The organism is Paenibacillus sp. sg306046 (assembly GCF_059821225.1).
The window spans coordinates 14709-29921 of the sequence record NZ_JCAMRT010000032.1 but is presented as its reverse complement, the minus strand read 5'-3'; the positions used below and the strand labels follow the sequence as shown (position 1 = coordinate 29921).

Genomic DNA, 15213 nt, shown 5'->3' with positions numbered 1-15213 from the left:
CATGGAAGATCAAATTCTAATCGGCAAGGATCATCCGGTCGTCAAGCATCACAAAGCCTACGGTCAAGAGCTGTTTCCGGGATTTGCGTACATTGATCTGCTCTATCAGCTGTTTCGAGAGCGGGGCTATGATTTCGCACGGCTGGAGCTTCGCAATCTTTCCATTTATAACCCGCTGGTCGTGGGGCAGGATCTGAACGTCCTGCTCCGCGTTCAGTGCGACGAGACGGAAGCCGGCCGCTGGCAGATTCGCGTGGAAGGGCAGGAGCGGCGCAAGGGGGCCTTGTCCCCGGAGCGCAAGCTGCACATCACGGCGGAGATGCATCTGTGCGATCCGCTGACGTTCGACGAGGTTCTTGATATCAGCCGGATTAAGCAGACGGCCGCGCGCGCGGTATCGCTTGATTCGTTTTATGCGCAGTGCCGCCGCCAAGAGCTCGTGCATACGGGGTTCATGCTGGCGGACGGCGTGGTCTATGAGGGCGAGAACGGGGCGTCTTACATCGAGATCGCGCTGGGGGACGAGGCGCGCCGCAGTGCGGAGGGCTTCATGTTCCACCCGACGCTGATCGATGGCAGCGGCGTTGGCACCGGTGTCTTGTTCGACAACACGAACGAGGAGGAGCAGCGGCTGTTCCTGCCGCTGTTTTATGAAAAATTCCGCGCCGCCGCTCTGCTCGGAACGGCGTGCTGGACGCGCATCGCCAAGCCGGTTGAGCGGAAGAAGGAGCTCAACTTTCTGACGATGGAGTTTTTTGACGCAAGCGGAAAGAAGATTGCGGAGCTGCTCAATTACAAGGGCAAGCTGGTACGCGGGGCAGGGATGATCAATCCGGCCCGCAAGGCGGAGGCTGCTGGGCAAGAAAAGCCAAAGCCACAGCCCCGGCCTTCCGCGCCGGTCGCACCTCCTGCGTATGCGTCGGGAGGCGGTTCGGCGGTCGAGGAGGCGTCTGCCTTCCTGCGCCGGTTGATCGCCGAAAAGCTGGGTAAACCGGAAGATCAAGTGGCGACAGGTGTCGGGTACTACGAGATCGGCCTCGACTCGTCGATGCTGCTGGAGGTCGTGACGGCGATCGGCAGCAAGCTCGAAACGCAGCTCATGCCGACGCTGTTGTTCGAGTACACGACGATCATGGAGCTGGCCGAGTACCTCGCTGAGCATCATGCGGATCGCTTCGGCGGCGGGGCAAGCGGAGCGAAGCAGACAGAGGCAGCGTGGAGCGAGTCGGCAGACGAGCTGTACGAGGCTGAGCGCGAACTCCCGGGGACCGGCCGCTATGGCGCGCCGGATGCGGGAGAGGACATCGCGATCATCGGGATGTCCGGCAAGTATCCGCAATCGCGCGACCTTCACGAGTTCTGGGAGAATCTTCGGGCTGGCAAAGACTGCATCACGGAGGTTCCGGAGTCGCGCTGGGAGCGGGAGCGGCTGGAGGGCGTCAAGTCTCCGTCCGGCAAGCCGATGTCGCGATGGGGCGGTTTTATCCATGATCCGGACCGCTTCGACCCGCAATTCTTCCGCATCTCGCCACGGGAGGCGGAGACGATCGACCCGCAGGAGCGCTTGTTCCTGGAGACCTGCTGGGAAGCGGTGGAAGACGCCGGCTACACCCCGAAGACGGTGGTGACGCCAAAAGGACCGAACAAGCGCCGCAATGTCGGCGTGTTCGTCGGGGTGATGCACAAGGACTACACGCTGATTCAAGCCGAAGCGGTACGCGACGGACAGCCGCAGCCTTTGTCGCTCAGCTATGCGTCGATCGCGAACCGCGTGTCGTATTTTTGCAATTTTCACGGACCGAGCATGGCGATCGACACCGTCTGCTCGTCTTCGCTGATCGCCGTGCATCTGGCGCTGGAGAGCATCAAGCGCGGCGAGTGTGAAGTAGCGCTGGCCGGCGGGGTGAATCTGTCGCTGCATCCGAACAAGTACATGACGTATGGCATGATGGACATGCATTCCAGCGACGGGTACTGCCACACGTTCGGCAAGGGCGGCGACGGGTATGTGTCGGGCGAAGGCATCGGCGCGGTGCTGCTCAAGCCGCTGAGCAAGGCGATTGCGGACAACGACCACATCTATGCGGTGGTCAAAGGAAGCACGACCAACCACGTGGGCGCAGTGAGCGGGATCACCGTCCCGAGCCCGGTGGCCCAGGCGGACATGATTCAAGCATGTTTGGAAAAAACGGGAGTCGATCCGCGCACGATCTCGTATATGGAAGCGCACGGCACCGGGACGTCGCTCGGCGACCCGATCGAGATCCAAGGGCTGGTCAAGGCGTTCCGACACTTCACGCCGGACAAGCAATACTGCTCGATCGGTTCGGTCAAGTCCAACATCGGCCACGGCGAATCGGCGGCCGGCATCAGCGGTCTGCACAAAGTCGCCCTGCAGCTTCATCACAAAATGCTCGTGCCGTCGCTGCATTCGGTGGAACTCAACCCGTATATTGAGCTGGAAAATTCGCCTTTTTACGTCCAGCACAAGACGGAAGAGTGGCAGCGTCTGACGCTCATCGAAAACGGTGAGCGGGTCGAATACCCGCGCCGTGCCGGGCTGAGCTCGTTCGGGGCGTACGGCTCGAACGCGCACGTGATCTTGGAGGAATACATCCCGCCGCAAGCGGCGACGAGCACGGAAGGGCAGAGTGCCGCGCTTGTTCCTCTGTCCGCGAAGAGCAAGGAGCGCCTGGTCGCCTATGCGGGCCGCTTGCTGGCGGCTCTGAACAAGAACGAGGAGGCGCAGCGTCAGAATCCGGTGCGGGTGGCTGTGCAAGCTGTGGAGCCTGCGCAAGCGCAAGGGATGGAACAGCGTTTGGAAGCGGTGATGCGGGAGCTGCTCGCGGGGCTGATCCACGTGAAGGCAGATGCGTTGGAAGCGGATGTCGAGTGGAGCGAATATGGCATCGAACCGATTCACCTCGCCCAACTGAGCGAGCGTCTGCAAGCGGAATTCCAACTGGAGGTCGATCCTAAAGAACTGCTGGAGCAAGAGTCGATCGCTGCGGCGGTGGCCCACGTGGCAGGGCTTGAGGGAGCGGTGCGGGAAACGGCGGCGTCCGGCCTGCATCTAGAGTCTGTCACCCCGGCTGCGGAGGTTCTTCAACACCTCAACCTGATCGACCTCGCGTACACGCTGCAAGTCGGTCGAGAGGCGATGGAGGAGCGCGTGGCTTTTGTCGTCCGCGACCTCTCGGAGCTGAAGCAAAAGCTCGAAGCGTATGTGGCAGACCCGGACGGGCAGGTGAGCGTGCATCGAGGCTCCGTCAAGCAGAACAAAGAGACGATTACGCTTTTCAGCGCAGACGAAGACTCGCGGGAGCTCCTGAACCGATGGATCGCCAAAGGCAAGCATGACAAGCTGGCAGACCTCTGGGTCAAAGGCGTGGAGATCGACTGGAATCGCCTCTACCGTCAAGGGCGTCCGCAGCGCATCAGCCTGCCGACCTACCCGTTTGCAAAGGAGCGCTATTGGGTTCCCAAGGCTGCAAACAGAGCGACGGCACAGGTTGCGGCCGAAACGGGGGGCGTGCAGAGCGTGCTTCATCCGCTGCTGCATCAGAACACGTCCGATTTTGCCGAACAGCGTTTCTCGTCGACTTTTACCGGCGAGGAGTTCTTCCTGAACGATCATCGAGTGCAAGGCAATCGCGTCCTGCCGGGCGTGGCTTATCTGGAAATGGCGCGGGCCGCCGTCGAGCATGCAGCCGGCGGGCTGGTCGAAGGGCTGAGCGAGGTGCAGCTGCAGAATGTCGCATGGGTTCGCCCGATCACGATAGGAGAGCAGCCTGTGCAGGTGCACATCGGACTGTTCCCGGAAGAGAACGGCGAGGTCGCGTATGAGATCTACACCGTGGGGCCGGACTCCGAGCCGGTGGTGCATGGCGAAGGCCGCGCGCTGCTCGCTTCTGTCACGGCTCCTCCGACGGTCGATCTTGCCTCGTTCCAGAAGCAAGCGTCCTCGCAGGCGCTGACTTCGGCAGCCTGCTATGAAGCCTTCTCGTCGATGGGTATTGAGTACGGGGAAGGTCATCGCGGCATTCGAGAGCTCTACGTCGGCGCAGGTCTCGTGCTGGCTCGACTGTCTCTGCCGTCCGCGCTGTCAGCATCCGCCAGCAGGTATGTTCTGCATCCGAGCCTGATGGATTCAGCGCTGCAGGCGTCGGTCGGCTTCCTGCTCGGCGCGCGCGGAGACCTCTCGCCGAACCCGATTTTGCCGTTCGTGCTGCAAAAGCTGGAGGTCTACCAAGCCGGCACCTCTGAGATGTGGGCGGTGCTCCGCCACAGCGAAGGCAGCCAGGCAGGCGGCGCGGTGGAAAAGCTCGACATCGATCTATGCGACGAGGCAGGCCGCGTTTCGGTTCGAATCAAAGGCTTCACGTACCGTGCGCTGGATGCGAAAACGCCGTCCGGGCAGGAGGGCAAAAACGACCCGCTGGTCGGCAATTTGAGCTTGGCGCCGGTATGGGATGTCGTCACGCCGGAACGCGTGCCGGCTTTCCCTGCTGCTGCCGATCGCGTGTTGGTGGTCGGAGGCACTTCGGAGCAGCAGCGTTCCGTGCGCTTGCACCTTTCGAACGTACAGTCTCTCGACCTGCAGCCGAGCGATTCCATCGCAGAGATCGGGGACAAGCTGCAGCGTCTGGGCAGCTTCGACCACATGTTCTGGATCGCTCCGGAGCGCGCTCTCTCCTCGATGACGAACGAGGCGCTGGTCCGCGAGCAGGAAGAAGGCGTGCTGCTGCTCTTCCGCACGGTCAAAGCTCTTTTGCAAGCGGGATACGAATCCCGTCCGCTGGGCTGGACGGTACTCACGACGCAGGCCCAGCCGTTGCACGCGCAGGAGCAGGTTAACCCGACCCACGCCGGCTTGCACGGATTGGTCGGCGCTCTGGCGAAGGAGTACCCGCGCTGGAAAATCCGCCTGGTCGATCTCGAAGCGGGCGTCTGGCCGCTGGTTGACTTGCTGCAGCTCCCGACGGATCGCCGTGGTCGCTCTTGGGTCTATCGAGGCGGCGAATGGCATCGCCAACAGCTCGTCTTGCTCCAAGCGACGCCGGCTGACGGCACGCTGTACCGACAGGGCGGCGTGTATGTGGTGATCGGCGGGGCCGGAAGGATCGGAGAAGCATGGACCGAGTACATGATCCGCCGCTACGAGGCGCAGGTCGTCTGGATCGGTCGCCGTCAACCGGATGCCTCCATTCGATCCAAGCTCGAAGCCCTCGGACGGCATGGCAAGACTCCGCACTATGTGGCCGCCGATGCGACCGATGCCGCGTCGCTCCAGCGGGCGCGCGACGAGATCAAGCAGCGGTATGGCCGAATTGACGGAATCATCCACTCGGCGATGGTGCTGCAGGACGCAGGACTGGATCGCATGGAGGAGGCGCAATTCCGCACTGGATTCTCGGCGAAGGCGGACGTCTCTTTGCGCGTGGCCCAGGTGTTCCGCGACGAGCCGCTTGATTTTGTCCTGTTCTTCTCTTCGATCATCTCGTTCATCAAAAATGTGAACCAAAGCCACTATGCGGCTGGTTGCACGTTCATGGATGCTTTTGCCCATCAGATGGCGCGCGAGATGTCTTGCCGCGTGAAGGTGATGAACTGGGGCTACTGGAACGCCGAGGAGATCGTGCATTCCAAAGAAGGGGAGCTGTTGTCGCAGGTCGGCATCGGATTTGTCGAGCCGAAGGAAGCGATGGAAGCTCTGGAGACGCTGCTGACGCGACCGATCGCCCAATTCGGGCTGATGAAAACCACCAAGGCCGTGCAGGTCGAAGGGGTGAACGCGACCGAAACGATGCAGATCGGGATGGACGTTCTGCCTGCGCTTGCAGAGTCGCTGCAAAAGCGCCTGCCGGATCAGAACGGTCGCGTGGCGCGCATGAAGGCGGACGAGAGCTTGGACAAGACGGACATGGAGGAGCTGCTTGTTCGTCTGCTCGGCGCGCAGCTGCAAGCGCCGCAATTGCAGGACGGACATGCGGTGCGCGGATTTTACCGCAAATGGCTGGCGGAGAGCGTCGCCGTTCTGGAGCGCGATCCTGCGCTGAAGTTCGATACGCCGGCCCAGGCGCTCTGGCTGGAATGGGAAGCGAACAAGCCGCACTGGCTCACCAACCCGAACCTGAAAGCCCAGGCGCAGCTCGTTGAGGCCACCTTGCGCGCCTTGCCGGATATCCTGACCGGCCGCGTACCGGCGACGGAGATCATGTTCCCCAACGCCTCGATGGCGCTGGTGGAGGGGATCTACAAGAACAACCAGATCTCCGACTACTTCAACGAGGTGCTCGCTGACACGGTGGTGACCTATCTGCAGGAACGGATGGCGGACGATCCGGCCGTCTCCCTGCGCATTCTGGAGATCGGCGCGGGTACGGGAGGCACGAGCGCGATGGTCTTCCGCAAGCTGCGGCCGTATCAGGATCGCATTGTGGAGTACGGCTACACCGACATCTCGCGTGCGTTTCTGCTGCATGCAGAGCGTGAGTACGGGGCTGACCATCCGTATCTCGCACCGAAGATCTTCAACGTCGAAGCGCCGCTCGCCGGACAGGACATTGAAGCGGGAGCCTACGACCTTGTCATCGCGACCAACGTCCTGCATGCGACCAAGAACATCCGGCAGACGATTCGCAACGCCAAAGCCGCGCTTCGACCGAACGGCCTCCTTTTGCTGAACGAAATCTCGCAAAATGCGCTGTTCACGCATCTGACGTTCGGTCTGCTCGAAGGCTGGTGGCTCTACGAAGATGCAGAGCTGCGCATTCCGGGCAACCCAGGCTTGTTCCCGGAGGTCTGGGGCAAGGTGCTGGCGAGCGAAGGCTTCTCCGGCGTGTTCCATCCGGCAGAGCAGGCGCATGAGTTCGGCCAGCAGGTTGTCGTCGCCATGAGCGACGGCGTCGTTCGCCAGAAGCAGGCGGCGAAGACAAGCAAGCCGGTGGCCAAGCAGGCGACCAAGCAACAAGCAGCAAAACCGCAAGCGGTATCGAGCAAGCCGAGCCCTGTGCAGGCGACGGTCGCCGCGCTTTCTCCTGAATCTCTGCGCGAGAAGAGCGTGACGTATCTGAAGGAGCTCGTCAGCGACACGCTGAAGATTCCGGTGCACAAGATCGACGAGACGGAAGCGTTGGAGGAATACGGCATCGACTCGATCCTCGTCGTGCAGCTGACCAATGCGTTGCGTGAAGGGATCGGGGAGGATCTCAACAGCACGCTGTTCTTTGAACACCAGACCCTGGACTCGCTGGTCGATCATCTGGTCGACACGCAGCGCGAAGCGCTTGTCGCAAAGCTCGGACTGACCGGGCAGACGGAGGTGCAGAAGACGCCGCGCACGGAGGCTTCCGTGCCTGCACAGGCCGCGCAAACACGCACGAACCTGACCTTCCGCACGTCCTCCAAGCGCTATTTGCAGCGGCAAGAAGAGGCGCCTGTCGCCCGCGAAATGAGAGCTGAAGAGCTGCCGCTGCGCCTGCAGGACGTCGCGATCGTCGGGCTGGCCGGGCGCTACCCGGACGCTGACGATGTGAACAGCTTCTGGAACAATTTGAAGCAGGGCCGCAGCAGCGTGGGCGAGATTCCGAAAGAACGCTGGAACTGGCAGGACTATTTTGACCCGGAAAAAGGAAAAGCGGGGACGATGTACACCCGATGGGGAGCGTTCCTGAAGGACATCGACAAGTTCGATCCTTTGTTCTTTCAGATCTCCCCTGCCGAAGCGGAGAAGATGGACCCGCAGGAGCGGTTGTTCCTGGAGACGGTGTACGCGAGCATCGAAGATGCGGGGTACACGCCGGGCACTCTCGCGGAAAGCGGCAAGGTCGGGGTGTTCGCCGGGATCATGAACGCTTTTTACCCGACGGGTGCGAACTTCTGGTCGCTGGCGAACCGCGTCTCGTATCTCTTTAACTTCCAAGGGCCGAGCATCAATGTGGACACGGCTTGCTCGTCCTCTTTGACGGCGATTCATCTCGCCCTGGAGAGCTTGTACAGCGGCACGAGCGATTGTGCGATCGCAGGCGGCGTCAACCTGATCTCTGATCCGGCGCACTATCTGCGGCTCTCGGCGATGACCATGCTCTCGGCGACCGATGCGTGCAAGGCATTCGGCGATGGGGCCGACGGCTTTGTCGACGGAGAGGGTGTCGGGGCGATCCTCCTGAAGCCGCTGCACAAGGCGATCGCCGACGGCGACCACATCTATGGCGTCATCAAGGGCAGCATGGTGAACGCAGGCGGCAAAACCAACGGCTATACGGTGCCGAACCCGAACGCTCAGTCTCGCGTCATCGCAGACGCTCTGCAGCGTGCGGGCGTTCATCCGCGAACGGTCTCGTATCTCGAAGCGCATGGAACCGGCACGTCCCTGGGCGACCCGATCGAGATCACCGGCCTGACCAAAGCATTTGAAAAAGGCACGGAGGACAAGCAGTTCTGCGCGATCGGCTCGGCCAAGTCGAACATCGGCCATTGCGAGAGCGCTTCAGGCATCGCGGGCGTGACCAAAGTGCTGCTGCAGATGAGGCATGGGCAGATCGCGCCGACCCTGCACGCCAAGCCGCTGAACCCGAACATCAACTTCGGCAAGACGCCGTTTGTCGTGCAGCAGGAGCTGGGAGAGTGGCCGCGTCCGGTTCTGGAACTGGATGGGGTTCGTCGAGAATATCCGCGCATTGCAGGGATCTCGTCGTTTGGCGCCGGCGGCTCGAACGCGCATCTGGTGATCGAGGAATATATTCCGAGCAGAGCGCGCCAGACCAAGGGCACCGCGCCGAAGCAGGCGGTGATCGTCGTGCTGTCGGCGAAAAATGAGGAGCGCCTGCAGGAAAAGAGCCGCCAACTGCTCGCCTTTGTGGCGGAAGGACGCATCACGGATGCCGATCTGGCGGACGCGGCCTACACGTTGCAGGTGGGACGCGAAAAGATGGAAGAGCGGATGGCCCTCGTGGTCCGATCCTTGCAGGAGCTGACAGACCGTTTGGAAGCGTACGTGCAAGGGCAGGAAAACATCGCCGGGCTGTACCGTGGTCAGGTCAGACGCGGCAAGGACAAGTCAAGCCTTGGCTGCCTCGCATCCGAGGCAAGCGATTGGATGCAGAATCGTCAGCACGACAAGCTCGCCGAATTCTGGGTCCTTGGCGGCCGCATTGACTGGAACGAGCTGTATCAAACCCTGCCGCAGCGCATCAGCCTGCCCGCCTATCCGTTCGCCAAAGAGCGCTACTGGATGTCCAAGGGGGAGGGGAGGGCAGGCAGCGGACGCCGTTCGTCGCACGCGATGAACACGACGCTTCACCCGCTGCTTCACCGCAACACGTCCGACCTGACCGAGCAGCGATTTACCTCGACCTTCACAGGGGAGGAGTTCTTCCTGGCCGACCATGTCGTGCAAGGCCGGCGCATGCTGCCGGGCGTGGCGTATCTGGAGATGGCGCGCGAAGCTGTCGAGCTGGCGGCCGCTTCTCTGAAAGATGGAAGAGACGGCCTGCGTCTGAAGCATGTCATCTGGGCAAGCCCGCTCCTCCTCGGGGAGCAGCCGCTGGATGTGCATCTGAGCCTGTTCCCGGAAGCGGATGGCGAGATCGGGTTTGAGGTCTACAGCGAGGAGAAGGCAGGTCAGGAGCCGGTCATTCACGCGCAAGGGCGTGCGGTGTGGAAGTCGCTTGAAGCCCTGCCAAGCCTTGACCTCAAGACTTTGCAGTCTCAGTGCTCCCTGCATACGCTCGATGCCTCCGCGTTCTATTCGATGTTTGAGTCGCTTGGCATCGACTACGGGCCGGCACACCGCGGCGTCGAGCTCGTGCATCTGGGCACGGATCGAGCGCTCGCCCGCCTTGTGCTGCCGGCTTCCGTTGAGCGGGCAAGCTCGTTTGCGCTGCATCCGAGCCTGATGGATTCGGCCTTGCAGGTCACGCTGGCCCTGTTGTCCGACGGTGTCGACATCAAGCGTCCGGCTCTGCCGTTCGCGTTGGAGGAAGTGGACATCCTCGGTTCGTGCACGGACGAGATGTGGGTGCTCGTGCGCCGCAGCGCTGGCAGCCGTCCGGGGGACAAGGTGCAGAAGTTCGACCTTGACCTTTGTGCCGCAGAAGGCGATGTCCGCGTTCGCATCAAGGGCTATTCCGCACGACAACTGGACGATGGGCGCGGCCGGGAAGGAACGCTGCTGCTGCTCCCGAACTGGACGGAGCAGCCGGTCGGCGAGCCGGCACAACAGCCGAGCTACAGCCAGCGCCTGGCGCTCCTCTGCGACATGGAGGCAGACGTGTACGACGCTCGCTGCATAACGTTGCGCTCGGAGACATCCGATCCGGCAGCGCGTTATGAAGCGCACGCGACCCAAGCGTTCCGAGAGATCAAAGCTTTGCTTCAGCAGAAGCCCAAAGGCCAAGTGCTCGTGCAGATCGCAGTCGGCGCCGAGCCGGAGCATCGCTTGAGCGCAGGACTTTCCGCTTTGCTGCGAACGGCGTCGCAAGAGAATCCGAACCTGATCGGTCAGCTGATCGAACTGGAGCGCACGTCCGACGCGACGGAAGTGGCCGCTCGCCTGCAAGAGAATCTCGCCCGCTTGGAAGACCGACACGTTCGCTACCAGGATGGCAAGCGCCGGGTGGCAGGCTGGAGCGAAGCGGAGGTCTCCCGGGAGGAGGCGCACATCCCGTGGAAAGATGGCGGGACGTACCTGATCACGGGCGGCGCAGGCGGTCTCGGCCTGATCGTGGCTCGGGAGATCGTGCAGCAGGTCAGCGGCACGACCTTGTATCTCACCGGCCGCTCTGCTCTTGGAGCAGCACAGCAGACCGCGCTGCAGGAGCTGCAAGCGACAGGTGCTCGCATCGAGTACAAGCGTGTGGATGTGACCGACAGAGCACAGGTCGCGCGCCTGTTTGACGCCATCCGCGCCGACTCCGGCAAGCTGGACGGCCTCGTCCACAGCGCCGGCGTGATTCGCGACAACTTCATGCTGAAGAAAACGGAAGCGGAGCTGGCCGAGGTGCTGGCTCCCAAAGTGGCGGGTCTGGTGAATCTGGATCAAGCGAGCGGCGACATGCCTCTCGACTTCTTCGTCACCTTCTCGTCCATCGCCGGTGTGCTCGGCAATCCGGGCCAAGCGGATTACAGCATGGCCAATGCCTTCCTGGACGCATATGCCCGGTATCGCAACGGGCAGGTGGCCGCCAAGCGGCGCCAAGGTCGCACGCTGTCGATCAACTGGCCGCTCTGGCAGGACGGCGGCATGCGCTTGGATGCCGAGACGGAGCGAGCCTTGCAAGAGCAGCTAGGCATGACCGCGATGCCGACCTTGAGCGGCGTACAGGCGCTGTATCAGAGCCTCGCGGTGGAACAGGATCAGGTGGTCGTGTTTCACGGCAACCTGAGACAGCTGCGAGCTTCCCTGTTGGAGCAGCCGCAAGAGACGGCAATTCCGACTGCATCGGCTTCTGTGCTGAGCAAGTCTTCGGTGTCGGAAGAGATTCTGCGGGACAAGTCGATTCTCTTTTTCAAAAAATTGCTATCGACCGTCCTGAAGATGCCGACAGCCCGCATCGAAGCGGATGCGCCGCTGGAGGACTATGGCATCGATTCGATCATGGTCATGCAGATGACCAACCAGCTGGAAAAAACATTCGGTTCGCTGCCGAAGACCTTGTTCTTCGAATATCAGAACATCGAAGACCTGACCGGGTACTTCATCGACTCCTATCCGGAGCCGATGAAAAAGCTGCTCGGGGTCGAAGTGCCGACAGATCAGCCGACTCCGGCAGCCGCTGAGCCGGTCGCCGCAGCCGAGCCGATCGCAGAGCGGGAAGCGCCCGTGCTCAGTAAGCGAGGGAGCGGCCGTTTCGCACAAGCTCCTTCGAAGGCGCGGGCAAACGTGCCGACCGTTGAAGCAGCTTCTGATGCAAAACCGCTGGATATCGCGATCATCGGCGTATCCGGCCGCTACCCGGAGGCACAGAACCTGCGCGAGTTTTGGAAAAACCTGCGCGACGGTCGGGACTCGATCACGGAAATTCCGGCCGACCGCTGGGATCACAGCTCGTATTACGACGCCGACAAGCGCAATCCGGGCAAAACGAACAGCAAGTGGGGCGGCTTCCTCCAAGATGTGGACAAGTTCGATCCGCTGTTCTTCAACATCTCTCCTCGCGATGCGGAGTTCATGGACCCGCAGGAGCGGCTGTTCCTGCAGACCGTCTATGAAGCGATGGAAGATGCGGGCTACACCCGCGATGCGCTCGCCAAGCACCGCGCCTATGGGCTCGACGGCAATGTCGGGGTGTTCGTCGGCGTGATGTATGAAGAGTACCAGCTGTACGGGGCGCAGCAGACACTGCTCGGCAAGCCGATGTCACTGGCTGGCAACCCGTCTTCGATCGCCAATCGCGTGTCCTATTTCCTGAACCTGCACGGGCCGAGCCTGGCGGTCGACACGATGTGCTCTTCGTCCTTGACCGCGATTCATCTGGCTTGCCAGAGCTTGCTGCATGGCGGGTGCGAGGTGGCGATTGCCGGCGGCGTCAACGTGTCGGTGCACCCGAACAAGTACCTGCTGCTCGGGCAGAACAACTTCGCGTCGAGCAAAGGGCGCTGCGAGAGCTTTGGCGAAGGCGGCGACGGCTATGTGCCGGGCGAAGGCGTGGGCGCTGTGCTGCTCAAGCCGCTGGCCAAAGCGCTGGAGGACGGCAACCAGATCTACGGCGTGCTGAAAGCGACCGCCATCAACCACGGCGGCAAGACCAACGGCTATACGGTCCCGAACCCGAACGCGCAGGCGAGCGTGGTCGGCCGCGCCTTTAAAGAGGCCGGCATTGATCCGGGCACGCTCTCCTATGTGGAAGCGCACGGCACCGGAACGTCGCTGGGCGACCCGATTGAGATCGCCGGTCTCACCAAGGTCTTCCAAGAATCGCGTGTCGGCGGGCAGAAGTGCGCGATCGGTTCGGTCAAATCGAACATCGGGCACTCGGAGAGCGCCGCGGGCATCGCCGGTCTGACGAAGGTGCTGCTGCAAATGAAACATCGTCAGCTCGCGCCTTCTCTGCATTCAGCCGTGCTTAACCCGCACATTGACTTTGACCGCACGCCGTTCGTCGTCCAGCAGGAGCTGGCGGAATGGAAGCGGCCGGTGATCGACGGGCGGGAAGTGCCGAGGAGAGCGACTGTAAGCAGCTTTGGCGCGGGTGGTTCCAATGCTTGCCTCCTGCTGGAGGAATACGTTCCCGAAGCGGAGGCTCGCGTGCAGCGGAAGGTCACCGCAGAGAACCCGGCGGCCGTTGTGCTGTCGGCCAAAGAAGAGCCGCGCCTTATCGAGCGGGCAAGGGATCTCCTGACCGTTTTGCAAGAAGAAGCGTTCACCGAAGCCGACCTCGTCGATCTCGCCTACACCTTGCAGGTCGGACGAGAAGCGATGGAGGAGCGGTTGGCCCTGACGGCTTCGAGCGTCGGAGAGTTGGTGGAAAAGCTGGCGGGCTTCCTGAATGGGGAGGACGGCATCGACGGCTTGTACCGTGGTCAGCTCAAAGGCAACAAAGAGACCCTGTCCTTGTTTGCGGCCGATGAAGACTTGCAGGCGGCGATCGAGGCGTGGGTGAGCAAGCGCAAATATGCGAAGCTGCTCGACCTGTGGGTCAAAGGATTGGCGTTTGACTGGAGCCGGCTCTACGAAGGAAACAGACCGCGACGCATCTCCCTGCCGACCTACCCGTTCGCGAAGCAGCGCTGCTGGGTGGAGCCGCTGCTGGAAAATCCGGGAGTGGCTTCCGTTGCACCGCAGACTTCAAGCGCAGAAGCGAGCCTTCTGCACGATGAGCAAGGCGAGGTTGTGAGGCTGGTTCCTGTCTGGGATGCGGTTCCCTTGGAGCGAGGCCCCTTGCACCCGTCCCCGCTTGATCAGATCGCCATCGTAGGCGGCACGCCGGAGCAGCAGCTAGCGATCCGGCAGTATCTGCCGAACGCGCGCGAACTTGACATCAAGCCGGGAGAAAGCGTGGAGGTTATCGCCAGCAAGCTGCAGGCGCGCAGTGCGCTCGATCACATTTTCTGGATCGCGCCCGACCATTCTTCTGACGGGCTGGAGCTGGAGGCGGTGATCGCCGGGCAGCACGAAGGGGTTCTGCTCGCCTTCCGCCTGATCAAAGCGGTGCTCCATCTCGGATACGGAGCTCGAAGCCTTGGCTGGACGGTGCTGACGACGCAGACGCAGGCTTTGCACCGCGAAGAGGCGGTCAGCCCGGTTCACGCCGGCTTGCATGGCCTGATCGGTTCGATGGCCAAGGAGTATCCGAACTGGAACATTCGCCTGGTCGATCTGGACGCAGAGGAGGCATGGCCGCTGCCCGACCTGTTCACGATCCCGGCAGACCCGCAAGGGGATGCATGGGTCTATCGAGGACGGCAATGGCATCGCCAGCAACTGGCGGAGCTGAGTTGCCCACAGCCGGAACAGACGATCTGCAAGCCGGGCGGCGTATACGTGGTGATCGGCGGGGCCGGCGGCATCGGCGAAGTCTGGAGCGAGTACATGATCCGTACTTACGCGGCGCAAATCGTCTGGATCGGCCGCCGTTCGCAGGATACGGCGATTGAAGCCAAGCGGATCGCCCTGTCCAAGCTGGGGCCTGCACCGCACTACATTGCGGCGGATGCGACGGATCGACAGTCGCTGGAGCGCGCCTATGAGGAGATCAAGGCTTGCTACGGACAGGTCGACGGGATCGTACACTCCGCGATCGTGCTGGCGGACAGCAGCCTGGCCAACATGGAGGAGGAGCAGTTCCGCGCCTCGCTCGCAGCCAAGGTGGATGTCAGCGTCCGCATGGCGCAGGTGTTTGGCGAAGAACCGCTCGATTTCGTGATGATCTTCTCCTCGGTGAATGCGTTTCTCAAAGCGGCAGGCCAGAGCAATTATGTGGCCGGCTGCACCTTTACCGACGCGTTTGCGCGCCGGCTCGCACAGGAATGGCCTTGTGCCGTGAAAGTGATGAACTGGGGCTACTGGGGCTCGGTCGGGGTCGTCGCATCTCCGGCCTATCAGGAACGCATGACCCAGGCGGGGATCGGCTCGATCGAGCCGCCTGAGGGCATGCAGGCGCTGGAGGCGCTGCTGGCAGGTCCGATGGATCAGATGGCACTGATGAAAATTTTGAACTAGATGAAAGCGCTCCTCTTCCTGTCCGGGAAGGGGGCGCTTTTTTTTATGCA

1 protein-coding gene is annotated in these 15213 nt (G+C 62.0%); it reads left to right on the top strand.

Translation table 11 applies throughout. From position 1 onward, the window contains the following. The first annotated feature begins 1 nt into the window (after position 1). Positions 2-15163: an SDR family NAD(P)-dependent oxidoreductase gene (locus tag AC6ROY_RS23185; RefSeq protein WP_500102945.1), complete on the top strand. Its 15162-nt coding sequence runs from the start codon at positions 2-4 to the stop codon at positions 15161-15163. The last annotated feature ends 50 nt before the right edge of the window (positions 15164-15213 follow it).

Coding starts and splice junctions, on each gene's coding strand:
- AC6ROY_RS23185 (WP_500102945.1), top strand. CDS start 2: ATGGAAGATCAAATTCTAATCGGCAAGGATCATCCGGTCGTCAAGCAT.